The 25,399-nt window shown below is 50.9% G+C and carries 20 protein-coding genes and 1 pseudogene; 13 read left to right on the top strand and 8 right to left on the bottom strand.

Annotated features, from left to right (window positions below):
- Positions 1-46 precede the first annotated feature (46 nt).
- The 3 genes from phoP to roxA all read left to right on the top strand — a co-directional run bounded on the left by phoP (position 47) and on the right by roxA (position 3,395).
- Positions 47-718, top strand: coding sequence for a two-component system response regulator PhoP (phoP, locus tag WC1_RS14645; protein WP_003030783.1), 672 nt, complete (start codon positions 47-49; stop codon positions 716-718).
- Positions 718-2,181 carry a two-component system sensor histidine kinase PhoQ gene (gene phoQ / locus WC1_RS14650; protein ID WP_016150060.1) on the top strand — a complete coding sequence of 488 codons (1,464 nt, stop codon included), beginning with the start codon at positions 718-720 and terminating at the stop codon, positions 2,179-2,181. The genes phoP and phoQ overlap by 1 nt, the downstream gene beginning before the upstream one ends.
- Before the next feature lie 92 nt (positions 2,182-2,273).
- Positions 2,274-3,395 (top strand): [50S ribosomal protein L16]-arginine 3-hydroxylase, encoded by a 1,122-nt coding sequence (roxA, locus tag WC1_RS14655; protein ID WP_003030786.1) that lies wholly within the window; start codon positions 2,274-2,276, stop codon positions 3,393-3,395.
- 102 nt (positions 3,396-3,497) lie between these two features.
- Here the strand turns inward: roxA and pepT are convergent, their stop codons facing one another.
- Positions 3,498-4,724: a peptidase T gene (gene pepT / locus WC1_RS14660; RefSeq protein WP_016150059.1), complete on the bottom strand. Its 1,227-nt coding sequence runs from the start codon at positions 4,722-4,724 to the stop codon at positions 3,498-3,500.
- A 250-nt stretch (positions 4,725-4,974) separates the two neighbouring features.
- Between pepT and potA the strand changes: the two genes are divergently transcribed.
- The 8 genes and pseudogenes from potA to WC1_RS23535 form a co-directional block, all read left to right on the top strand.
- Positions 4,975-6,111, top strand: coding sequence for a spermidine/putrescine ABC transporter ATP-binding protein PotA (gene potA, locus WC1_RS14665; RefSeq protein WP_003030791.1), 1,137 nt, complete (start codon positions 4,975-4,977; stop codon positions 6,109-6,111).
- Entirely contained in the window at positions 6,095-6,958 is an 864-nt protein-coding gene (gene potB / locus WC1_RS14670; protein ID WP_016150058.1) for a spermidine/putrescine ABC transporter permease PotB, read from the top strand. Before potA ends, potB begins: the two co-directional genes overlap by 17 nt.
- A 509-nt stretch (positions 6,959-7,467) precedes the next feature.
- Positions 7,468-9,042: a nickel ABC transporter substrate-binding protein gene (nikA, locus tag WC1_RS14675; RefSeq protein ID WP_032947961.1), complete on the top strand. Its 1,575-nt coding sequence runs from the start codon at positions 7,468-7,470 to the stop codon at positions 9,040-9,042.
- On the top strand, positions 9,042-9,986 hold the full coding sequence (nikB, locus tag WC1_RS14680) for a nickel ABC transporter permease subunit NikB (RefSeq protein WP_016150056.1): 945 nt from the start codon (positions 9,042-9,044) through the stop codon (positions 9,984-9,986). Before nikA ends, nikB begins: the two co-directional genes overlap by 1 nt.
- A complete protein-coding gene (gene nikC, locus WC1_RS14685; RefSeq protein WP_016150055.1) occupies positions 9,983-10,816 on the top strand; it encodes a nickel ABC transporter permease subunit NikC in 834 nt (277 codons plus the stop codon). Before nikB ends, nikC begins: the two co-directional genes overlap by 4 nt.
- On the top strand, positions 10,816-11,580 hold the full coding sequence (nikD, locus tag WC1_RS14690) for a nickel import ATP-binding protein NikD (RefSeq protein WP_016150054.1): 765 nt from the start codon (positions 10,816-10,818) through the stop codon (positions 11,578-11,580). The genes nikC and nikD overlap by 1 nt, the downstream gene beginning before the upstream one ends.
- Complete coding sequence (gene nikE / locus WC1_RS14695; protein ID WP_016150053.1) at positions 11,577-12,362, top strand: nickel import ATP-binding protein NikE; 786 nt, start codon at positions 11,577-11,579, stop codon at positions 12,360-12,362. The genes nikD and nikE overlap by 4 nt, the downstream gene beginning before the upstream one ends.
- 21 nt (positions 12,363-12,383) lie before the next feature.
- Positions 12,384-12,506 (top strand): annotated as a pseudogene (locus WC1_RS23535) (DinI-like family protein); the annotation flags it as partial.
- A gap of 162 nt (positions 12,507-12,668) precedes the next feature.
- Here WC1_RS23535 and WC1_RS14700 read toward each other — a convergent pair.
- Both WC1_RS14700 and WC1_RS14705 read right to left on the bottom strand, forming a co-directional pair.
- Positions 12,669-14,039, bottom strand: a complete 1,371-nt coding sequence (locus tag WC1_RS14700; RefSeq protein WP_016150052.1) for a PepSY-associated TM helix domain-containing protein — start codon at positions 14,037-14,039, stop codon at positions 12,669-12,671.
- A gap of 8 nt (positions 14,040-14,047) precedes the next feature.
- Positions 14,048-14,506: a DUF2946 domain-containing protein gene (locus WC1_RS14705; protein ID WP_016150051.1), complete on the bottom strand. Its 459-nt coding sequence runs from the start codon at positions 14,504-14,506 to the stop codon at positions 14,048-14,050.
- Between the two features lie 302 nt (positions 14,507-14,808).
- Between WC1_RS14705 and WC1_RS14710 the strand changes: the two genes are divergently transcribed.
- The gene (locus WC1_RS14710) at positions 14,809-15,009 is read left to right on the top strand and encodes a hypothetical protein (RefSeq protein WP_141651628.1); all 201 of its coding nucleotides are present in this window, start codon (positions 14,809-14,811) and stop codon (positions 15,007-15,009) included.
- 215 nt (positions 15,010-15,224) lie between these two features.
- Positions 15,225-17,222: a BCCT family transporter gene (locus WC1_RS14715; protein WP_016150049.1), complete on the top strand. Its 1,998-nt coding sequence runs from the start codon at positions 15,225-15,227 to the stop codon at positions 17,220-17,222.
- A 174-nt stretch (positions 17,223-17,396) separates the two neighbouring features.
- Here the strand turns inward: WC1_RS14715 and WC1_RS14720 are convergent, their stop codons facing one another.
- The 5 genes from WC1_RS14720 to WC1_RS14740 form a co-directional block, all read right to left on the bottom strand.
- Entirely contained in the window at positions 17,397-17,978 is a 582-nt protein-coding gene (locus tag WC1_RS14720) for a tail fiber assembly protein (RefSeq protein ID WP_016150048.1), read from the bottom strand.
- Complete coding sequence (locus WC1_RS14725; RefSeq protein ID WP_016150047.1) at positions 17,978-20,566, bottom strand: phage tail protein; 2,589 nt, start codon at positions 20,564-20,566, stop codon at positions 17,978-17,980. The genes WC1_RS14720 and WC1_RS14725 overlap by 1 nt, the downstream gene beginning before the upstream one ends.
- Before the next feature lie 41 nt (positions 20,567-20,607).
- Positions 20,608-24,012, bottom strand: coding sequence for a phage attachment tail tip protein J (locus tag WC1_RS14730; protein ID WP_016150046.1), 3,405 nt, complete (start codon positions 24,010-24,012; stop codon positions 20,608-20,610).
- Between the two features lie 72 nt (positions 24,013-24,084).
- A complete protein-coding gene (locus tag WC1_RS14735; RefSeq protein ID WP_071599128.1) occupies positions 24,085-24,762 on the bottom strand; it encodes a tail assembly protein in 678 nt (225 codons plus the stop codon).
- Entirely contained in the window at positions 24,660-25,394 is a 735-nt protein-coding gene (locus WC1_RS14740) for a C40 family peptidase (RefSeq protein ID WP_016150044.1), read from the bottom strand. The genes WC1_RS14735 and WC1_RS14740 overlap by 103 nt, the downstream gene beginning before the upstream one ends.
- Positions 25,395-25,399: the final 5 nt, after the last annotated feature.

Here is a 25,399-nt window from a genome sequence, read left to right as displayed (position 1 = left end):
AATCAGCGTTAAACTATTTATACCATTATTTTAGGGAGAAACGATGATGCGCGTACTGGTTGTCGAGGATAATGCTTTATTACGCCACCACCTCAAGGTTCAGTTACAGGATTTAGGGCATCAGGTGGATGATGCAGAAGATGCGAAGGAAGCGGACTATTATCTGAATGAGCATCTGCCGGATATCGCGATCGTTGATTTAGGACTCCCCGATGAAGATGGTTTGTCGCTAATCCGCCGCTGGCGCAGTAATGAGGTTTCGCTGCCAATTCTGGTATTAACCGCGCGCGAAGGCTGGCAGGACAAAGTGGAAGTCCTCAGTGCAGGCGCTGACGATTATGTCACCAAACCGTTTCACATCGAAGAAGTGGCTGCACGCATGCAGGCACTGATGCGTCGAAACAGCGGTCTGGCATCGCAAATTATCTCCCTTCCGCCTTTTCAGGTGGACCTCTCCCGACGCGAGTTATCCGTCAATGATGAGGTTATCAAGCTCACGGCGTTTGAATATACCATTATGGAAACTCTCATCCGTAATAATGGCAAAGTGGTCAGTAAAGATTCGCTCATGTTGCAGCTTTATCCGGATGCCGAGCTGCGCGAAAGTCACACCATTGATGTGTTGATGGGGCGTCTGCGTAAAAAAATTCAGGCGCAATATCCGCATGAAGTAATTACCACAGTACGTGGCCAGGGATATCTTTTTGAACTGCGCTAATGAATAAATTATTGCGTCATTTTTTCCCGTTATCGCTGCGGCTGCGCTTTTTACTGGCCACCGCGGGCGTGGTATTGGTGCTTTCACTGGCCTACGGCATGGTTGCCCTGGTAGGCTATAGCGTCAGCTTTGATAAGACAACGTTCCGCCTGCTGCGGGGCGAAAGTAATCTGTTTTATACCCTGGCGAAATGGGAAAACGGCAAGATTAACATCGAGCTGCCCGAGAACCTCGACATGCAAAGCCCAACAATGTCTCTGATTTACAATGAAGCGGGTGAACTTCTGTGGGCGCAGCGCAATGTTCCCTGGCTGACGAAAAGTATCCAACCGGATTGGCTAAAAACCAACGGATTTCATGAGATTGAAGCCAACGTAGACGCTACCAGCACCCTACTGGGCGAAGATCACTCCGCGCAGCAGCAGTTAAAAGAAGTCAGAGAAGATGACGACGACGCCGAAATGACCCACTCTGTGGCGGTAAACGTCTATCCTGCTACTGCCAGAATGCCGCAACTGACCATTGTGGTTGTCGATACCATTCCGATAGAGCTAAAGCGCTCGTATATGGTCTGGAGCTGGTTTATTTATGTGCTGGTCGCCAATCTGTTGCTGGTCATTCCGCTGTTATGGGTGGCCGCGTGGTGGAGCCTGCGGCCGATTGAATCGCTGGCGCGTGAAGTCCGTGAGCTTGAGGAACATCATCGTGAGATGCTAAACCCCGCCACCACACGCGAATTGACCAGCCTGGTTCGTAATCTCAATCGGCTGTTAAAAAGCGAACGTGAGCGTTATGACAAATACCGCACCACGTTAACAGACCTCACCCATAGTCTGAAAACACCACTGGCGGTATTGCAGAGTACTCTGCGCTCAATGCGTAATGAAAAGATGAGCGTCAGCGACGCAGAGCCTGTCATGCTGGAACAAATCAGCCGTATTTCCCAACAGATAGGTTATTACCTGCATCGCGCGAGCATGCGTGGCAGCAGTGCCCTACTCAGCCGCGAACTGCACCCGATCGCGCCGTTGCTGGATAAACTGACCTCGGCACTGAATAAGGTGTATCAGCGTAAAGGCGTCAACATTAATCTCGATATCTCACCTGAAATCAGCTTTGTGGGCGAACAGAATGATTTTGTCGAGGTGTTAGGCAACGTACTGGATAACGCCTGTAAATATTGTCTGGAGTTTGTCGAGATTTCAGCGCAACTGTCTGAGGATCAGCTGCATATTCTGGTTGAAGATGATGGTCCTGGTATTCCGCAAAGCAAACGGGAAGTGGTGTTTGACCGTGGACAGCGCGTAGATACGCTACGTCCAGGACAAGGCGTCGGTCTGGCGGTGGCGAGAGAAATCACCGAACAGTATGACGGGCAGATTATTGCCGGTGATAGCCTGCTGGGTGGTGCGCGCATGGAAGTTATTTTTGGTCGCCAGCAGCCGGGCCAGAAAGACGAGTAATCGTCGCATGTAATAAATATGTACTGACTTCACGCTTGAGGTTAAGTATCCGTTATAATCGGTTGCAGATACCAGCCTGCGGGATGCTCATTATGGAATACCAACTCACACTTAACTGGCCCGATTTTCTTGAACGCCACTGGCAGAAACGCCCGGTGGTCTTAAAACGCGGGTTTAACAATTTTATTGATCCTCTCTCTCCTGACGAACTGGCTGGACTGGCAATGGAAAGCGAAGTCGACAGCCGACTCGTCAGCCACCAGGACGGAAAATGGCAGGTTAGCCACGGTCCCTTCGAAAGCTACGACCATCTTGGCGAGAACAACTGGTCTTTGCTGGTGCAGGCGGTCAACCACTGGCACGAGCCAACTGCCGCGCTGATGCGCCCGTTCCGTGAATTACCGGACTGGCGCATCGACGACCTGATGATTTCTTTCTCTGTCCCCGGCGGCGGCGTTGGCCCGCACCTGGATCAGTACGATGTATTTATCATTCAGGGAACAGGTCGTCGTCGTTGGCGCGTAGGTGAAAAACTGCAGCTGAAACAGCACTGCCCTCACCCGGATCTCCTTCAGGTCGACCCGTTCGAAGCTATTATCGATGAAGAGCTGGAACCCGGCGATATCCTGTACATTCCACCGGGATTCCCGCACGAAGGTTATGCGCTGGAAAACGCGATGAACTATTCGGTCGGTTTCCGTGCGCCAAACACTCGCGAGCTGATCAGCGGGTTCGCCGATTACGTTTTGCAACGCGAACTGGGTAGCACCTATTACAGCGATCCGGACCTGCCGCCGCGCGATCATCCGGCCGACGTTCTGCCGCAGGAGATGGATAAGCTGCGCGAAATGATGCTCGGGCTGATTAATCAACCAGAACATTTCCAGCAGTGGTTTGGCGAGTTTATTTCTCAGTCTCGTCATGAACTGGATATTGCCCCGCCGGAGCCACCGTATCAGCCAGACGAAATTTACGATGCCCTGAAGCAAGGTGATGTGTTAGTGCGTCTGGGCGGATTGCGTGTATTGCGTATTGGCGACGACGTCTACGCTAACGGTGAGAAAATTGATTCACCGCATCGTCCTGCCCTGGAAGCGCTGGCCAGTCATATTGTGTTGACGGCTGAGAACTTTGAGGATGCGCTGGAAGATCCTTCTTTCCTTGCCATGCTTGCCGCGCTGGTCAACAGCGGGTACTGGTTCTTCGAAGGATAATGCGAAGTGTGCCTGATGCGACGCTACGCGTCTTATCAGGCCTACTGGAGTGTAATAATGTAGGCCGGATAAGCGAAGCGCCATCCGGCAACTACACATACTTTATTTTTGTTGCGCGGCCAGTTCAGCAATACGCACAATCACCTGCACCGCTTTTTCCATTCCTTCCAGGGTTACAAACTCATGTTTACCATGATAGTTGTAGCCGCCGGTGAACAGATTCGGACACGGTAATCCCATAAACGACAGCTGCGCGCCGTCAGTGCCGCCACGGATCGGTTTTAGCACCGGCTCAATATCGCAATCGCGCATCGCCTGCTGGGCGATATCCAGTACGTGCGGATGCTCAATCACTTTTTCGCGCATATTGTAGTAACTGTCTTCAATCACCAGTTCGATATAGCAGTCGGGGTGTAACCCTTTACCGACCTTCTTGGCGATATCCATGATCTTGCGTTTACGCGCTTCAAACTGCTTACGGTCAAAATCACGAATAATGTAGTGCATATCCGCCCGATCGACCGTCCCTTTCATGCTCGCCAGATGATAAAAGCCTTCGTAGCCTTCCGTCTTTTCCGGGCTTTCATCTGCCGGAACCTCTGCATGAATACGCGCCGCCAGCGACAGCGCATTTACCATCACACCTTTTGCGGTGCCGGGATGCACATTGTTGCCAACAATTTTAATATTAACCGACGCAGCGTTGAAGTTTTCAAACTCCAACTCACCTACGCCACCACCGTCAACGGTATAGGCCCACTGCGCATCGAATGCCGCAACGTCAAAATGCTTCGCCCCTTTACCCACCTCTTCGTCCGGTGTAAAGGCCACGCGGATATCACCGTGCGGAATATCTTTTTGGATAAGCACAGCCAGTGCGGTCATGATTTCCGCCACGCCTGCTTTATCATCCGCGCCCAGCAACGTTTTACCATCTGTAGTGATCAGCGTCTGACCCAGAAGTTGATGCAGCACCGGGAACATCACTGGCGATAAAACTTCATCACCAATGCCTAACGCAATATCGCCACCGCGATAGTTTTCAACAATTTGCGGATTGACATTTTTACCACTGAAATCCGGTGAGGTATCCACATGGGAAATAAAGCCGATCGCAGGAATATTGCCAGCAACGTTAGCGGGTAACGTTGCCATCAGCGTGCCTTTTTCGCTCAGTGAAATATTAACCAGCCCCATCTCTTCGAGCTGTTGTTTGAGCAGTTGTAATAATTTCCACTGTCCTTCGGTGCTGGGTACCTGCCGCACGCCCGATTTTGATTGGGTGTCCAGCGACACGTAGTGTAAAAAACGCTCAAGTAGTTTATCCATGCAGTCACCCTCACTTTTTGTGACAACATTATCAATAAGCAACAAAAGACAAATATTGCGTCAGGTCACTTTTATCCCCGCAAGTGAGAATATTTCGCCCTGACATCCCCTCTGACTATAGGGCTAAGTCAGTAATTCGCAACAAGGATTGGCGATTACAATGGTTTGCCGTAGAATAACGGCCCTCATTAAGAGTCATCAAGGTGGTTAACCACAAACCCCGCATCGGTCAGCCATCCGTTGCGTTTACATGGGACAGAGTAAAAAATTGAATAAACAACCGCGTTCGCTTTCTCCACTGGTGCAATTAGCGGGAATTCGCAAAAGTTTCGATGGCAAAGAGGTGATTTCCAGCCTGGATTTGACCATCAATAATGGCGAGTTTCTTACGCTGCTTGGCCCCTCTGGCTGCGGTAAAACAACCGTTCTTCGCCTGATTGCCGGTCTGGAAACGGTTGATTCCGGTCATATTATGTTGGACAACGAGGACATTACTCACGTTCCAGCGGAAAACCGCTACGTGAATACCGTCTTCCAAAGCTATGCGTTATTCCCCCACATGACCGTATTTGAGAATGTGGCCTTTGGTTTACGCATGCAAAAAACGCCCGCAGCCGACATTTCTCCCCGCGTTACCGAAGCCCTGCGCATGGTGCAACTGGAAGAGTTCGCCCAGCGAAAACCGCATCAACTTTCCGGCGGCCAGCAGCAGCGCGTAGCGATTGCCCGAGCTGTGGTCAACAAACCCCGCTTACTCTTGTTAGATGAATCCCTCTCTGCGCTGGACTACAAACTGCGTAAGCAGATGCAGAATGAACTGAAAGCGCTGCAGCGTAAGCTTGGTATCACTTTTGTCTTTGTCACACACGATCAGGAAGAAGCGCTGACTATGTCCGACCGCATCGTGGTGATGCGCGATGGTAAGATTGAGCAGGACGGTACGCCGCGCGAAATCTACGAAGAGCCCAAGAATCTGTTCGTCGCCGGGTTTATCGGCGAGATCAATATGTTTAACGCCACGGTGATTGAACGTCTGGATGAACAGCGTGTTCGTGCTAACGTTGAAGGTCGCGAGTGCAATATTTATGTCAACTTCGCGGTGGTTCCCGGACAAAAGCTGCACGTCCTGTTACGTCCTGAAGATTTGCGCGTAGATGAAATCAACGATGATAATCATATCGAAGGCCTGATCGGCTACGTGCGCGAACGCAACTACAAAGGCATGACGCTGGAGTCGGTTGTGGAACTGGAAAATGGCAAGATGGTGATGGTCAGCGAATTCTTCAATGAAGACGATCCTGACTTTGACCACTCTCTCGACCAGAAAATGGCGATTAACTGGGTAGAAAGCTGGGAGGTAGTACTGGCTGATGAAGAACACAAGTAAATTCCAGAGTGTGGTGATCGTCACCATTGTCGGTTGGCTTGTGTTATTTGTCTTTCTGCCCAACCTGATGATCATCGGTACCAGCTTTTTGACCCGCGACGACGCCAATTTCGTCAAAATGGTCTTTACGCTGGAGAACTATACGCGCTTGCTCGATCCGCTCTATTTTGAGGTGCTGGTTCACTCCCTCAATATGGCGCTGATTGCCACGCTCGCCTGTCTGGTACTCGGCTACCCGTTTGCCTGGTTTTTGGTGAAACTGCCGGAAAAAGTGCGCCCGCTGTTGCTGTTCCTGCTGATTGTTCCGTTCTGGACCAATTCACTTATTCGCATCTACGGACTCAAAATTTTCCTCAGTACCAAAGGCTATCTCAACGAGTTTCTGTTATGGCTCGGGGTTATCGATACACCCATTCGCATCATGTTTACCCCCAGCGCGGTGATTATCGGCCTCGTTTACATCCTGCTACCGTTTATGGTGATGCCGCTCTATTCCAGCATTGAAAAGCTCGATAAACCGCTGCTGGAAGCCGCACGCGATTTAGGTGCCAGTAAACTTCAGACCTTCACCCGCATCATTATTCCGTTGACGATGCCGGGGATTATCGCCGGATGCCTGCTGGTTATGCTGCCCGCAATGGGGCTGTTTTATGTTTCCGACTTAATGGGCGGTGCGAAAAACCTGCTGATTGGCAACGTAATTAAAGTTCAGTTCCTGAACATCCGTGACTGGCCGTTTGGTGCAGCCACCAGCATTACGCTGACCATCGTGATGGGTCTGATGCTGCTGATCTACTGGCGTGCCTCGCGCTTGCTGAACAAGAAGGTTAGTGACATAGACAGTTAGTTTATATTATTCAATAGGTTAACTTGCTTTTTGGCATGTTTTTTACCTTCAAGTAAACTGCATGCCAACTCCAATAAAATCATGTAGTTGCTAATGAGTTTTGGAGAACGATTTTTCGAAGCTTATCCCCTGAAACCATCTGCATGAGATCTGGGGCTCAGTACTTATCATAACTGTCATTAAGCTGTGTCATTTGTATGGGTTTTGATAAGCCCCCATTCCTCAAAGATTAGCACTCCATACTTTTGGTGGTATCAGCCTCTGGTAAAAAACCAGGCCTAAACATCAATGAGCGCCCTTCAGCGATTATCAAAACAAACGAGAACGCAGGATACAAACTGCATAATAAGTACTACCTATCTGACATTTACCCATCAAGCGATTCAGATAATTTTATTTATTTTTACTGTCTGGTTTGGCGACTTTAAATTGATCTGCCACACATAAAAAGTATGATGTTTTTATATAATCGTCATACTTTTGGCTAAGTAACCCACTATAAGGTCATCATTTTGTCCAGACTAAACCGCACACTTATAGCTATGCTAGCATGCGTATCTTTTTTTGCTCATGCCGCCCCATCCGATGAAATTACCACCGCGTGGCCGGTGAATGTTGGACCACTAAACCCACATCTTTATACACCTAACCAGATGTTCGCTCAGAGCATGGTCTATGAACCATTGGTGAAATATCAGGCGGATGGTTCTGTGATCCCGTGGCTGGCAAAAAGCTGGAACCATACAGAAAACGGTAAAGTATGGACGTTTCATTTACGTGATGATGTTAAATTTTCTAACGGTGAAGTATTTGATGCCCAAGCGGCAGCGGAAAACTTTCGGGCCGTACTGGATAACCGTAAACGCCATGCCTGGCTGGAATTAACCAATCAAATCACGGATGTTAAAGCGCTAAGTAAAACAGAACTGCAAATCACCCTGAAAGATGCCTATTATCCATTCCTGCAGGAATTAGCTCTGCCGCGTCCTTTTCGCTTTATTGCGCCTTCTCAATTTAAAAATAATGAAACGCTTAACGGAATTAAAGCTCCGATTGGCACCGGGCCATGGATGCTAAAGGAATCCAAACTTAATCAGTATGATGTGCTGGTGCGCAATGAACATTACTGGGGTGAGAAACCGCTGATTCAAAAGATCACCGTAAAGGTCATCCCGGATCCAACTACCCGAGCCGTGGCTTTTGAAACCGGCGATATTGATTTGTTATACGGTAATGAAGGGTTGCTGCCACTTGATACTTTTGCTCGTTTCAGCCAGAACCCCGAATACAGAACACAACTTTCTGCCCCTGTTGAAACTGTGATGCTTGCGCTCAATTCTGCTAAACCACCAACAAATGAACTGGCTGTGCGAGAAGCATTAAACTATGCGGTTGATAAAAAAACGCTGATTAAAAACGCGTTGTACGGTACTCAGCAAGTGGCTGATACGCTGTTTGCGCCATCTGTACCCTACGCTAATATCGGTTTGAAGCCGCGCCAGTTTGACCCACAGAAGGCGAAATCTTTACTGGAGCAAGCTGGCTGGACTTTGCCTGCAGGAAAAACAATCCGTGAAAAAAATGGACAACCTTTACACATCGAACTGGCCTATGTCGGTACCGATGCGCTTAGCAAATCAATGGCTGAGATTATGCAGGCAAATATGCGCCAGATTGGTGTGGACGTTGCCCTGGTAGGTGAAGAGGAAAGCAGTATATATGCCCGCCAGCGTGATGGTCGTTTCGGTATGATTTTTAATCGCACATGGGGTGCCCCCTATGATCCGCATGCTTTTATGAGTTCAATGCGCGTTCCATCTCACGCGGACTATCAGGCACAGCTTGGCTTGCCAGATAAAGCCCAGATTGATAAAGAAATTGGTGAAGTACTTATTTCCACCGATAAAACCCAACGCCAGGCGCTGTATCGTGACATTCTGACTCGACTACACAATGAGGCGGTTTATCTGCCTATCAGCTATATGTCGATGATGGTGGTCGCCAAACCTGAACTGGGCGAAATTCCTTACGCGCCTATCGCTTCGGAAATTCCGTTTGAACAGATAACGCCGGTGAAACCCTGATGTTTCGTTATGCTTTGCGGCGCATACTACTGCTGATCCCGATGATTTTTGCCGCGTCAGTAATTATCTTTTTGATGCTGCGCCTGGGTACGGGTGACCCGGCGCTTGATTATCTGCGCTTATCTAACCTGCCACCTACGCCGGATATGGTTGCCTCCACACGCATTATGCTTGGCCTGGACCAGCCACTTATCGTGCAGTACGGTACTTGGCTGTGGAAAGCCCTCCATCTGGATTTTGGTATTTCGTTTGCCACTCAGCGACCAGTGCTGGATGATGTTATGCACTTTCTGCCAGCCACACTACAACTGGCCGGGGCTGCACTGGTGCTGATCTTACTTACTTCGGTGCCGCTGGGCATTTGGGCTGCACGTCATCGTAATCGTCTGCCGGATTTCGTTGTGCGGGTTATCGCCTTTCTTGGCGTATCGATGCCTAATTTCTGGCTCGCATTCCTGCTGGTAATGTTCTTCTCTATTTATTTGAAGTGGCTGCCCGCGCTGGGATATGGCAGCTGGCAGCATATCATTTTGCCTGCAGTGTCGATTGCTTTCATGTCGCTGGCGATCAATGCCCGACTGTTACGTGCCAGTATGCTGGAAGTCGCCGGGCAACGCCATGTTACCTGGGCGCGTCTACGCGGTCTGAACGAGAAGCAAATCGAACGTGGTCATATTCTGCGAAATGCTTCATTGCCAATGATTACCGCCGTGGGAATGCATATTGGTGAGCTGATTGGTGGGACGATGATCATAGAGAATATCTTTGCCTGGCCTGGTGTTGGTCGCTATGCGGTCTCGGCAATTTTTAACCGTGATTATCCCGTTATCCAATGCTTTACGCTAATCATGGTCGTGGTGTTCGTGGTTTGTAATCTGGTGGTTGATTTACTAAATGCAGCCGTCGATCCCCGTATTCGTCGTCATGAAGGAGCGCACTCGTGAGTTTTTTTCTCTCTTCACGCTGGTCGGTCCGTCTGGCAATCATCATCATTGCTTTACTGGCTATCATTGCGTTTACCAGTCAGTGGTGGCTGCCTTACGATCCGCAGGCCATCGACTTGCCATCCCGACTGTTGTCACCGGATAGCCAACACTGGCTAGGCACCGACCATCTGGGCCGTGATATCTTTTCACGTCTGCTGGCGGCAACCCGCGTCTCGCTCGGTTCAGTGATGGCCTGCCTAGTGTTGGTACTGGCGCTGGGGCTAGTCGTCGGAGGTAGCGCAGGACTCATTGGTGGTCGCGTTGATCAGGCCACAATGCGCGTCGCTGATATGTTCATGACATTTCCCACCTCGATCTTATCTTTTTTCCTTGTCGGAGTTTTGGGGACGGGGCTAACTAACGTCATTATTGCCATCGCTTTGTCACATTGGGCATGGTATGCACGAATGGTTCGTAGCCTGGTTATATCTCTTCGTCAGCGAGAATTCATCCTGGCTTCCCGGCTTTCAGGTGCAGGCCATATTCGAATATTTATCGACCATCTGGCTGGGGCGGTAGTCCCTTCATTGCTGGTTCTGGCAACCCTCGATATTGGGCACATGATGCTGCACGTCGCCGGGATGTCGTTCCTTGGCCTTGGCGTAACCGCACCAACCGCCGAATGGGGGGTAATGATTAACGACGCTCGCCAGTATATCTGGACTCAACCATTGCAAATGTTCTGGCCTGGCCTGGCATTGTTTATCAGCGTAATGGCCTTCAACCTGGTGGGGGATGCGCTGCGCGATCACCTGGATCCACATCTTGTCACGGAGCATGCCCACTGATGCCGCAACAGATTGAACTGCAAAATATTGTTCTACATGCAGAGAAACCGTTGGTTAACGGCGTGTCGCTGTCGATTAAACGCGGGCGTGTACTGGCTCTGGTTGGGGGAAGTGGAAGCGGTAAATCACTGACATGCGCAGCCGCACTCGGCATTGTACCTTCAGGTGTTCATCAAATATCTGGAACTGTTCTGGCAGATGGAAATCCCGTTTCCCCTCGTGAACTGCGTGGCGTTAAAGTCGCGACAATTATGCAGAACCCGCGCAGCGCATTTAATCCGCTGCGAACCATGGCCGCGCATGCGCGGGAAACTTGCATGGTGCTTGGTAAACCCGCAGATGAAGAAACGCTAATCACTACACTGAAGGCCGTAGGATTAGAGGATGCAGCTCGAGTACTCAGACTTTATCCCTTTGAAATGAGTGGGGGAATGCTACAGCGAATGATGATAGCAATGGCTGTACTATGTGATGCCTCATTTATTGTTGCGGATGAGCCAACAACCGATCTTGATGTGGTTGCACAAGCGCGCATCCTTGACCTGCTTGGTAACATAATGCAAACCAGGGCACCAGGGATGTTGCTGGTCACCCATGATATGGGGGTCGTGGCGCGTCTGGCTGACGAGGTTGCGGTTATGGACCACGGCAATATTGTCGAATATAGCGACGTCAAAACGGTGTTTAACGCCCCTAAGCATAACGTCACACGTAATCTGGTATCGGCACATTTGGCTTTGTATGGCCTGGAGTTAGCCTTATGACACTATTGACTGTCACCGATATTTCACATCATTACAAACATGCGAATGCGAGCGGCAAAAATCAACTTCAGTCTGTACTGAAGGATGTTTCGTTAACGCTGAGAAGCGGGGAAACAGTTGCTTTACTGGGGCGAAGTGGTTGCGGGAAAAGCACGCTGGCACGTCTGCTCGTCGGGCTGGAATTTCCTACACAGGGTTACGTCAGTTGGCAGGGGGAACCTCTCTCACGGCTCAATCGTACAAAGCAAAAAGCCTTTCGCCGCGAAATACAGATGGTGTTTCAGGACTCGGTTAGCGCAGTGAACCCTCGCAAAACCGTACGTGAAATATTACGTGAACCTATGTGTCACCTGTTATCACTCAGTAAGTCAGAACAACTCGCCCGTGCCAGTGAAATGCTCAGCGCGGTAGATCTGGATGACAGTATACTTGATAAACGGCCGCCACAACTTAGCGGCGGACAGTTGCAACGCGTCTGCCTTGCCCGGGCATTGAGTGTCGAACCTAAGCTCTTAATTTTAGATGAAGCGGTTTCAAATCTCGATTTAGTGCTGCAGGCAGGGGTGATTCGTCTGCTCAAAAAACTTCAAAAGCAGTTTGGTACTGCTTGTCTATTTATCACCCACGATTTGCGCCTTGTGGAACGCTTTTGTCATCGGGTTATGGTAATGGATGAAGGACGAATTGTTGAAACACAGACTGTGGGGGAAACATTAACCTTCTCTTCAGATGCCGGCCGAGTGTTACAAAATGCTGTCCTCCCAGCATTCCCTGTGCGCTAAGTCATCAATCATATGCCTTGTGTTAAACCGATGATGACACTGCCGGCGATCAATACTGACACCAGTAAGCATGAGAAGGAACAGATAAGCCGTACTATTCAGGAAATGTTTGAAGAGGCGGATATATGGCTGGTTTCAGTTTAAACGCCTTGAACCATCATATTGCTTGAGTAATATTAGCTCAGACCTGAGGTGGCAATCTTATAGCACGGATCCAAACTTAACCTGAGAGTCCACTCTGTGCCAGAAGCGGAAGTTATCAATTTCCGCTTCTGGTTCTCCTAAAAAGAGTTACTTGTTACTTAGTTAGTCAGCTTGGTTGGTTGAGATGGCTATGTTTGCCATCCCCCACCGTAGTACATCGACCACTACGAACAACAGCAGGCTTACACCAAGTACCGGCATGGCGATACCCAGCAACACTGCAGTAACCAGTGTGATAACCCGGCCAGTAAGCAACAAATCACACCAACTCTGGGTGAACGTCAGCAACGGATTGTATCTTGCAGGAGCAGGTCGACGGATCCACCACAGGCGATAACCCATTAAGATCATCAGGCATAATGTCAGACCAAAAATAATCAGCATGATCTGGTTAACCAGTCCAAACAATAATCCCATATGAAAATCGACGCCCCATCGAGTCAGTTTCGCCATAAGAGGAAAATCAGCAAATCGGGTGTGATCCACAACCCGCATGTTTGCTGCATCGATTGCCACAGCATCCACCTGAGTGGGCCATCCACGATCAATCTCAGTCACCGTCCAAGCTTTATCGGCGCTCTTTGCTGGCCTGATTTCGAGCTTATTGGCATCAATACCGGATTGCTGCGCCAGGTGGAGAACGTCATCAAATTGCCCCAGTTCCATGGGCATCTCCATAGCCATTGGCATGCTCATCCCTGCATGATGTTCCGCATGCGGATCGAGGACCATTTCCGCACCACTGAGGTGCGTGTTTACCTGTGGCGTGAGCCAGTTGAAAGCAGCCCGCAACTTATCCACATTTCCGCCCGCCCATTGCGACCAGGTCAGACCAGTCACAGAAAAAAGAAGCATCCCCACCAACAACAACCAGCCAAACGATACGTGCCAGCGACGCGTATTCTGCACTCGATTGTTAATGCGGCGTTTGGGACGGGTATAAAACCAAAGTACAATCCCTCCACAGGCGGCGAACCACATCCAGGATGCGGCCAGTTCGCTGTAGAGTCGACCTGTTTTCCCCAAAAGTAGCGATCGGTGAGCATAATCAATCCACTGACGTAGCGGCAAAATACCGCTGGTTCCGTAGACTGTCATATCCCCTTTCACAGCGAGCGTAGCTGGATCGATGAAAATCGCCCGGCTTTCAGATTCGCCAAGAGTCGGATCTCTGAACATCACCCGCGTCGTGGTACCCGACATCAATGCGGGGCGTACTGCGAATAATGGCATTTGTTCTCCCACAATCTGCTCAGCAACAGCGATTTGCTCTGCAAGCGAGTGTGGTTGAGCGCCTGTTACTGCCGTTAATGCATCGTGATAAATCAGGTTTTCTAGTTGTGGCGTGGCTACATAAAGTGTACCTGTAAGTGCAGCCACAAAAATAAAGGGGCCGACAAACAGGCCAACAGCAAAATGAAGACGGCGCAAAAGGTTTATCCAGGCTGCGCGGTGATGGGTGCAGGTTGTCATACTTTTCCTTATAAACAGCAAAGGGAACTATTGGCGTTAAAACGCCCATTTTTGTGTATTAAGTAGGTAAAAGTTGTTTTCTGCGGTGGTGCGCGGGTATGGGGATAAAGCCAAGGGAAGAAAAACTTTTCCTGAATAACAGACCGGGGAGTTTGAAGACGCAGGTGCAACATCTGTGCACAAATCAGTAAAGCCGGTGCTGACAGCAACCCTGGAACATGAACCAGTAACACACAATAGCCACAGGCTTCTGCGTGATCTTCCGGCATTTGTATCGGTTTATGGCCAACATGATGTTCATCCATCATCGGCATATGATGATGCATCACGCCAGGCATCATCTGCATCGTGACTTTTTGCAGGGATACAGAGATCAGCGGGGCAACAATAATCAGTGCAATAGCAAACAGTGCGAGCCATGCCGCGATCTGTTTATGATAAATGCGATGGTAATAGTGCCCGGACATGCTTCCCCCCAACTGGTGAGGTATTGTAAATGATTTATGGCGAAATGGTTAATGACAAGGATGAGCTAGCGTGGAGACTCATCACCCCATAATCGGAACTTTACACCGCAGTAATGGAAATGGAGCCGGAAAAACTTCCTATGTTCGCTTTTAGCAGACCGTTACTCCAGTTGCATCCATCGATTGAATTCGCAGCCAAGCGAGGACATAATTTATCTATTATTTTTTTGTGCAGATTGTAATATAGTTCACCTACTAACTATATTTGATAAATATATTCAAACAGAACTAGAGGTAATTAGGTGAGTAAGTCAATGTTGATTGATGAACTACTGGTACTGAGCCGAATGGCCGGAAATGCTTATGACACGCCCGTTAAGTTTATGAATCAGAGTGAAATTGATGTTATATCTCGTTTTACTAAAACTTTCACACCACGTCTGATTGAGGAGCTCTGCCTCAGAATTATTGAACTCGAGGCAGAAGCACGCAATCATTCATAATAACATTTAATTTATCAATACACTCCATTTACAATAATAACTATTTGAGATAATTATACATTTAAGTAATTTTCTCTTCTGAACGGGCATAGCTTTCTGTTCATTATCGCAATATAGCAGGTGAACCGAACAGCACATTCGACTCAAATTTGCTAACCTGACACAAGTTACTCCTCATTCTTGGAGTGGTTTATGAGTTAACGGAATGCAAATCTATGAGTGAAAACAATACCATCCCAGAGAAGTCCAAAAGCCAGATTAACAAAGCGGTATTCTACACATCTGCTTTGTTAATTTTCCTTCTTGTCGCCTTTGCCGCGCTCTTTCCTGACGTAGCTGACAAAAATTTTAAAATCTTGCAGCAACAAATATTCGCAAATGCCAGTTGGTTTTATATCCTAGCCGTTGCCCTCATATTGCTTAGTGTAACGTTTCTGGGACTGTCACGTTATGGCGATATAAAACTTGGGCCCGACCACGCCCAGCCGGATTTTAGCTACCATTCCTGGTTTGCCATGTTGTTTTCTGCCGGTATGGGGATAGGCCTGATGTTTTTCGGCGTGGCCGAGCCAGTCATGCACTATCTTTCCCCGCCAGTCGGTACACCTGAGACAATCACTGCGGCCAAAGAGGCAATGCGGCTTACGTTTTTCCACTGGGGGCTTCACGCTTGGGCAATCTATGCCATTGTGGCGCTCATTCTGGCCTTTTTTAGTTATCGTCACGGTTTGCCACTTACTCTGCGCTCAGCACTGTATCCCATCATTGGCGAAAGAATTTATGGTCCGATAGGTCATGCTGTTGATATTTTTGCCGTTATCGGTACGGTTTTTGGAGTGGCAACCTCTTTAGGCTATGGTGTTTTACAGGTGAATGCCGGCCTGAACCATCTTTTTGGTGTGCCTATTAATGAAACGGTGCAGGTCATTTTGATTGTGGTTATTACGGGGTTAGCAACCATTTCAGTTGTCTCCGGGCTGGATAAAGGTATACGCATTTTGTCTGAACTTAATCTTAGCCTTGCAGTTCTGTTGCTCGCACTGGTGCTGTTCTTGGGGCCAACGGTACTACTACTGAAATCCTTTGTAGAAAATACGGGAGGCTATCTTTCTGAACTGGTGAGTAAGACCTTCAACCTTTATGCCTACGAGCCTAAATCCAGCAATTGGCTAGGGGGCTGGACCCTGTTGTACTGGGGATGGTGGTTATCATGGTCACCCTTTGTAGGGATGTTTATTGCACGCGTCTCACGTGGCAGAACTATCCGCGAGTTCGTCACCGGAGTTCTGTTCGTTCCTGCGGGCTTTACGTTAATGTGGATGACCGTATTCGGAAACAGCGCAATTTATCTGATAATGAATCAGGGAGCCACAGATCTCGCGAATACCGTTCAACAGGATGTTGCTCTGGCGCTGTTTAATTTCCTCGAGCATTTTCCGTTCTCGTCAGTACTGTCATTCATTGCCATGGCGATGGTCATTGTCTTTTTTGTGACTTCGGCTGACTCGGGAGCGATGGTGGTCGACACGCTGGCGTCAGGTGGTGTGGCTAACACTCCTGTCTGGCAACGCATTTTCTGGGCATCATTGATGGGGATTGTGGCCATTGCGCTTCTAGTCGCAGGTGGACTGAGCGCACTGCAAACCGTCACCATTGCCAGTGCATTGCCGTTTTCTATGATCCTGCTTGTTGCCATTTATGGACTTCTCAAGGCGCTACGTCGCGATTTAACCAAACGCGAGAGTTTAAGCATGGCTACTATTGCCCCTACTGCAGCTCGCAACCCTATCCCCTGGCAGCGAAGACTGCGGAACATTGCGTACCTGCCAAAACGATCGCTAGTTAAACGCTTTATGGAGGAGGTAATCAAACCAGCGATGGTGCTGGTTCAGGATGAGCTCAATAAGCAGGGAACGTTAAGTCATATCAGCGACGCTTCAAATGAGCGCATTCGACTTGAGGTAGATCTGGGTAATGAACTAAATTTTATATATGAAGTCAGGCTGCGTGGTTATAACTCTCCAACTTTCGCTCTAGCGGCAATCGAGAACGATGAACAACAGGCAGAGCAGCACAGATACTACCGGGCTGAAGTGTATTTGAAAGAAGGTGGGCAAAATTACGATGTGATGGGCTGGAATCAGGAGCAGCTCATAAATGACATCCTAGACCAGTATGAAAAACACCTGCACTTCCTACACTTGGTTCGCTGACTATCAAAATGCCGCACTCAGTTGCGGCATTTTACTCACATAATTGACATTTGCTGGATTATGAACTTCACACCTCGCTCAAAACGGACGGTCAATCATTCAATACTCACACTATCAAACATTCGCCAGTTCGCCGTCGCCCGTTCTTGCATACGACGACGCGATGGCGCCTTATCAACTGGCCACACTATCTGGGAGCGGAGGCCATTCAGGCTTTGAGGTGTCTACTCGATTAAGCAAGACACGGAATTTTTTCCATGCCAGTAAAAGTGCCGATTCCGCTTCAGTTGCAATATCCAGATCAACTGCGTCCTGTAAAGGTGCGATTTTTGAAGCTGCCAGAGCAAGAAGGCTTTCTTTTTGCTGTGTCGCCTGCGTAATCTGTGCCATTTTTTCCGCTTCAGTGTCATGAACCCATTTTCTTCCGTCCCATTTCAAAAAATGTCCTTCGGGCGCAACGGAAACTACATCGTCAGGCAGCTTACCTAACTGGTTAACTGTGATCGCTTCCCCAGTATGAATGTCGTAGACCGTTTTCCCTCGATGGTCTTCAACAAGTGACCATTTTTCTGACTCAAAATCAAACACAGCGACAAAACCATCTTTCGCTAGAGGCGGCTCAATATCGGTACTGTATGCGGGTAATCCTGTATTAGCAGGAATAAACCCATCCCCCTTACCAATAAACTCATTCGTTGCTGATGAAAGGTTGTAAATAGTAATAACGCGGTTGGTATCGATCATTTTAAAAGCCATTATGCAAGCCTCACTAAATAATTGAATGCAGTATTTTTTACAGTATTTTCAGCCTGACCAGATGGTGAAACCGTCACACCATGGCTGTGTGCGCCAATGTAAACAGAGTGAGCATGTGCTCCAATCCCCACTACGTGATCATGCGCACCAATTCCGACAGCATGAGCGTGGTCACCGACCCCACCAACAGCCCCCCAGTTTGTTCTGTCAGAGCCAGTATTGGACATGGCAACAACATCCCCCGCCTGACCAAACTGCGTTCTCCCGGATATAGGGTGGTTGTGAGCCCCCGCGCCAGTTGTTGATTTAGTACCATAGTCAAAAACTGATACCGATTTGGTGCCATAGTCAAATCCGGTTGTATCCCTGCTTCCGAGGTCGGTACTTGCGATCGTTGCACCGTGATCGTGCCACTTAATACCATCCTGCTCCTGTGTTAATACCCCTCTACCTGTTGGATTTCCCTTAATTGTCTGACCACGCATATCAGGGATAATCCCAGAAGGATAAGCTATAGCCAGTAGTGGATAGGCAGACTTATCAAATGGTTGTCCCTGCATAATCGCATGGTTAGCAGGTGGAGTTTCTGAAGGCCAGGGAATTGGCGCACCTACAGGGTAGGAGTCAGGAGGGGGATTATTTGGTGAATAAACCCGTACGCCACCTTCAAAAACAGCACGCCCCGACAAATTACCAACGACTGTCATATTTCCATTACGCCCTATGGCTAATGGATTTGATTCCCATGCACCTTTTTCGTCATAAAAATGAAGGTCAAATCTGTCCTGATAATAACCATACTGGCAAGCCAGAATACCGTTAGCGTCACCGTTCGCTATTAGGCAGTTGGCTTCCGCTCTGGTCGCTGGAAACAAAAAAGCAAGCTGCCCAAGTAAATTACCTCCTGTTGTTGGCAGCGCTCCGGCAGCAAGTTTTATCGTTTCCACTAAACCAAGGTATTGGATAAGCCCGGGAACGTCCTTTCCACTCAAATTTGTCAACGTACCATCAAGCGGTTGTTTACCCGCCAATGCATTGAGCATCGTGGTTGCAAAGTTGGGATCATTGCCTAATGCCTGCGCTAACTCAGCCAGGGTGTCCAGAGCTTCAGGAGATGAACCAACTAACGCTGCAACGGCTGCGTGAACAAACTCAGCATTAACAATTTGTTGGTTGTTAATAGTCAGTGGTGGAGTGGGAGTGGTTGGCGTTCCCGTCAGTTCAGGACTGTCCAGCGGAGCTTTCAGGTTCGTCAGGTCTTTGACTTTTTTAACGGCTTTCGGTGTCGCTGCAAGGGCTTCACTGTCGCTGTCGTCATCGCTGCTTAACTTCACAATCCCTTTCTGCGTTGTGCTGGCATCTCCCAGCTTCAGACCTTCAGCAATATCCCGCGCTTCATCACGGTATCCCTGTGAGGCTTCAGCTGCTCTTTTAGCGCCAGCCATCGCGGCTTCTGCGCGCTGAGTATCATCGGCTACAGCAGCTTTCAGTTGCTCCGAAACCTTGCCTGCAGCTTTATCTGCCGCGTCTGCCGCTGCTGTTTCAGCGGCTTGTACTGCCTCGTTCCGGGAGGTCAGTGCATCATCTCTGGCCTGTTCTGCGCGGTTGGCACTCTCAGTGGCTGCATTTTTCTGATTCTCAGCCGTTTCGGCTGACTGCAGGGCTGATGCTTCACTTGAAGATGCCGATTTAGCACTGGCTGATGCCGCAGCCTCTGATTTAGCAGCCTTTTCGCCGGACTCTCTGGCATGCTGTTCACTTAGCGCTGCAGCTGCCGCGCTGTTATTACCCTGTTCTGCAGCCTGCGTGGCCGTGAAGGCGCTTTCACGCGCTGAGGTTTCAGATGCGGCTGCATTGCCGGCATGCTCACCCGCTGTTTGTGCAGACGCAGCTGCACTTTCGGCACTTCCCGCAGCAGACTGTGCCGAAACTCCCGCTTCCTCCTGCGCTTTCTGTGCCGTATCAGCGGCGGTTTTAGCCTGACCGGCCTGCTCCGTCGCTGTCTGTGCAGACTTTGCCGCACTATCAGCATCCGCTGCACTGGCCAGAACATCCTGTGCTGTCTGTCGGGCATTATCGGCAGCTGAGCGGGCTGACGCATCAGCAGCATCTGCAGAGAGTGCCGCCTGGCGCTGTGACTCTGCCGATGCCGTTGCAGACAATACCGCTGAATCCTTACTTTGTTCCGCTGACTGTGCGGCCTGTTCGGCGCGTTCTCGATCCTTCTCTGTTGCACCGCTCAAATCCACTACGCGGTTTACCATTTCCTCAAAGCGTTTCATCACCTCCGGACGCAGGTCCGCGTCCTTCGGCGCATCGAGAAACGCATTCAGGGTATCCGGCGCATCGGTCGGGACCACATAAATATCACCGGCCACGGAGGGAGGAAAACCTTCCCGCAGCAGTGACACACTGTAATAACCCGGTTCAGCCTCAATGCTGTAATGGCCATTCGCATCCGTAACAGAGGATGAGGTCACCTCAACCACAACGGTCGGGCTGGTTTTCCTGGCACTCAGCTGAATGGTGCAGTCCTGTACGGGTTTTCCCGCACCATCTCTGAGAATGCCTGATATAAGTACCGGCATAGTACCTCCATAAAAAAACCGCCCGGAGGCGGTTTCTGTTATTAGCTTATTGTTATCCCGGCTGATGACTTTTTCGTCACAATAACCAGCAGGTCACTGATTCTGGAATATGGCCAGCCGCTGCCGTTGCCGCGAGTACTGACGCTGAAACTCAGCGTCATCCTTCCGCTCCTGGCAGGCATATCCAGTGTTCGCGAAAAAACGGCCGGTACACCTATGCTTGTCTGGTTGTATATCTCCACCCCGTTTTTCCTGACAATCAGCGTACAGGCATCCCATACGTCGTTACTGGTCTGGCTGTCATACGCTGCGCCCTGAAAGGTAATCGCTGGAATGGAAACCTGTCGGTCAAAAGACTGGTCATCGTCAATCACGACCGTCAGCGTACCGTTGGCGTATCGTTTTTCACCGGTATTGGATATTACGAAGTAAGGAAACTCCCTGCCCGCAGCCTTAACAATGTCCCCAAGAATACGCTCGGCCCGGAGCGTCCCCTTGATGGTGCAGTTTTCCTCAATCGTCACATTGTTGAGAGCGCCAGAGTTCGCGCTGATATGTCCGCTGATATCCGCATTACGGGCAGTCAGCCTGCCGTCAGGCGTCAGCGTAAAGGTCGGCGGGTTTCCGCCGCTGGTGATACTCGGCGCTGTCAGATATTTGAGGAATACCTCGTTCATAAATATCTGATCACCCTGCATCACGAAGGCGGGAGTTTCATTGCCAATCGCCGGATTGATAAACGCGATACGGTCAGCGGCTACCAGAAACTGGCTCACCTTTCCCTCTTCCGTGTCTTCCATACTCAGGCCCAGACCAGCCACATAGTGCTTCCCGTCTTTGGTCTGCTCTATCTTCACGCCCCACATGGCATTCCATTTGCCGTTCGCGTCCTGCCATTCTTTCGAAAACTCATCCAGCCGGCTGGCGTTGTCTTCCGTCAGCTCCACCTTCTCCAGCAGTTCTTTCCCAAGGTGGCTTTCGGTGATTTCCCCTTTGAAGAAATCCAGGTAGCCCGCCGCATCATTGCTGGCCTGGCCTTTAGCCTCCACGAACGCCGATTTCCCGACCTGGTTCACAGCCCGGATATAGAAGTAATAATCCTTGCCGGGTTTGATACCGCTGCTGGCCGCAATCCAGTACAGCGCCGTGCCGAGATAACGCGCATCGGTTTCCACCTGGCGGATATCGGCAATCTGCGTATCCGTAAACCAGAACTCATACTGCACCGTAGGGTCGTATACCGCCTGGCGCGGGGTGGCGGTTATCTGGAAATAGCCGGGGGTCAGCTCAACATAAGACGGTACAGCCGGCGCAGCGATGCTGAAATCCGTGCTGGCGGGGTCGCCCTGCTGGCCCTGGCTGTTCACTGCCCGGACGGTAAGGGTGTAACGTCCCGGAGACAAGTTGCGGAAGGTGTGCTCCGTTTCGCTCAGAGTCAGGCTGCTGGCCAGGCGGTCGCTGTTATCTTCCGCTTTCACCGTCAGGCGCAGGGAGAAGTTAACGCCTTTCACCACGCGCGGCGTATCCCAGCGCGCCCGCGCCTGATACTGCCCGTCCTCTGCCAGAATCTCCGTGGTGAGATGCTGCACGGCGGGCGGTGTGTTCGTGATACTGGTTCCGGGCAACGGATCAAACTTCGCCCCGTTGTCCACGATGCTCTCTTTCTCCGGAACATGCTGCACGGCGGTGATGGCATACGTCCCGTCATCGTTCTCCCGTATAGCCACGCAGCGAAACAGGCGCTGGCGCAGGGTCGGCAGTTTCAGCCCCCACACGCTGTACGCCGCCACCCCCTCGGGTAACTGGCTGACAGTCACGCGGTCCGGGGCGGGATGCGCGGTGACCGCGACGGTAACAGGCTGGCCATCGCTGCCCACCAGGTTCAGCACCACATTGCCGCCTGCCGGTATCTCCACCTCACGGTCCAGAGTAAGCGTCCGGGACAGGCTGTCGACCGACAGGACGCGTCCGCCCACGGTCACACCGGCATAATCACTGTCGCAGACCTCAATGATATCGCCGGGTACATGTCGCAGCCCCTCAGCCCCTACGGAAAAATCCACCGTCTGCGTTTCCAGCAATTCGGTGGTGATAGCCCACAGTCCGGCGCGGTGCGCCTGCCCCCGGCTGGTACAGGCGAAGGCATCCATCTTCAGCACGTTGCGACCGTAGCGCCGGATGGCAGCATCGTTTTCCACCAGTTCGGTGGATGTTTCCCAGCCGTTGTCCGGGTCGGTGTAACGGACCTCGGCAGCATTATGACGCTCTTTCAGGGCGCTGAAGCTGTAGACGAACGGCGCACCGTCAGCAGGCATCACCACATTACTCTGCGTATAGGTCCAGACTTTATCGGCGGGGCGGTCCTGCACAAACGTCAGGGTACTCCCGTTCCAGACCGGCATGCAGCGCATCAGGGAACAGAAATCCCCCAGCACGTCCCACGCCTTACGCTGGTCCGTCAGATACGCATTGCAGGTGATGCGCGGCTCTGTCCCGCCGAAGCCATCCGGCACGGACTGATCACAATATTGCGCGATGGCGTACAGCGCCCACTTGTCCACATCGGCAACACCAATGCGACTTCCCATGCCATAGCGCGGGTGGGTCAGCATATCCAGCACACACCAGGCCGGATTGTCTGTCCAGGCGGGTTTAAACGTCCCGTCCCACAGCCCGGAATACGTCCGTTTTACCGGATCATAATTCGACGGCACCTGTACGATACGCCCGCGCAGGAGATAGTTTCGCGTGACCTGCTGGCTGCCAAACTGCTCCGCGTCCACTTTTACCCCGATAACGGCGGTGTTCGGGTAGCGCTGTTTCACATCGATGATTTCGGTATAACCCGACCATACCGTTTTGTTCTGCAGCAGGTCTGACGTGCTGTCATCGGTGAGACGCAGCATGCGGACTTCAAACGGGCGCGGCGGCAAATTATCAATCACCACGGACGCCAGAAACTGCGTGGTCGTTTTCCCCGTAATGGTGATATCCCGTTCCACCTGCCACTGGCCATCCCGGCGAAACTGGATCAGCATCTGTACGCTGGAAGGGTTACGGTCGCCTTTGGTACTGGTACTCACCAGCGACTGCACACCAAAGGTAAAGCGCAGGCGGTCCAGCGTTTTAGTGGTAATGGTGCGGGTCACCGGCTCTGACTTCTTCACCTCCACGCCCAGCAGGGTTTCAGCGCCGGAGTCTTCGAACCCCTCCATCGCGGTCTGCTCATCCTCCCCCACGCGGTAAACCACAGTGACACCGTGAACCATCGCATTACCGTCGCTGTCGAGGACCGGCGTTTTGTTAATTCTGACACTCTTCAGCCCGTCCACCGGACCTTCAATCGGTCCCTCGCAGATGGCATCAACAACGGTCAGCATCTGGCTGGATTTCAGGTCGTCAGGAGCCTCATGCGGCGTTTTACTGCTGCCACCACCCTTACCCATAATCTGTTCCCTCTGAAACGAAAAAACCGCCCGGAGGCGGTTCTGTGCAAATATAAATATGCTGCAATAATGTCAGCGACCGATGATCACCACCTGCCCGCCGCCACCTTCATCCCGTGTGCTGATTTCCTGGGAGATCGTGCGGGAGCCGACCAGCATTTCACCGTACAACACCGGCAGGGCATTCCCCTGCGCCACCATGTTGTCCAGTGACGAAAAATAAGTGTTCTGTTTGCCGTTATCGGTCTGCCGGGACGAGGGGATTTTTGCCTGCGGCGTCAGCATCTGCGCCACACCACCCAGCATCATGGCTGCCCCCATAGAAAACAGAACTGAGGATACCGAAATACCACCGGCAGATAACGCAGCCCCCCAGGCTGCCATTGAAGCGCCTGCCGTAAAAAAGGACGCACCTATTGCCACAGCACCCAGCACGACCTGAAACAGGCCACCGGATTTTGCCCCTGCCATACGCGGGACAATATGAATAATGGCCCCGTCCGGCAGCGGTTCATGCAGACGGGCTGACACGCTGGTTTCATCCACATCCTGACCGGCGATGCGTATCTGATACCAGCCATCATTCATTTTTTGCCGGAAGCCCGGTATCTGCATGGCCAGCGCGTAAATGGCCTCGGCCCCCGTTTTTATACTGAGGCTGAAGCGGCGACCAAATCGTTGTAAATCCCCGTGAAGGCAGACTCGTGCCATGCCCGGTGTCGCCATATCGAGTGTGTGCGGCGTTGCCATTTTTCAGAATACCTCTCGCGTTTACTGAGCTGGTCAGGAATATGGTGCAACAGTTCGCCGTCGCCGCAGTAAATCGCGGCATGGTTGGCAACCGATGAACCAAAACAACAAATCAGAATGTCTCCGGGCTGTGCCTCTGCGGCATTCACGCGGTAAAAACCGGTCGCCTCCAGATTATCCAGATAGAGATTATCTCCCTGCTTCCACCAGTCCTCCCCCCGCGCAAAATCCGGCATCTCAATACCCGCCAGATGGTACGCATCGCGGAACAGGGTGTAACAGTCCGTCACGCCATGCTCAAATGCCCGCCCGGTGAGAAAAGGCATGCAGCGAAATTTGTATATCCGGTCATCGCAGACCAGCCACCACGGCAGGCCACTTTGCACCTGCAGGCGGCGATCAACATCGCTGAGGAACGGCAGGCCATCGGGATGGCTGTGTACCAGGGCCACCACATCGCCCGCCGCCTGCGCCTGGAGGTAATCTGCCGGATCCATACGGAAATACAGGGTCGGTTCAGCGGAAAGATTCTGGCAGGGAAAATACCGCTCCCCGGCAGTCGTGTTCACCACCCAGCCGCACGATTCAGCAGGCGCACACGCAGCAGCATGCGCCAGGATAGTTTTTTTCATGGGTA

Source organism: Citrobacter sp. KTE30, assembly GCF_000398825.1.
GTDB lineage: Bacteria > Pseudomonadota > Gammaproteobacteria > Enterobacterales > Enterobacteriaceae > Citrobacter > Citrobacter freundii.
The sequence above is the reverse complement of the archived record's forward strand: the minus strand, read 5'-3'. Positions and strand labels throughout refer to the sequence as shown.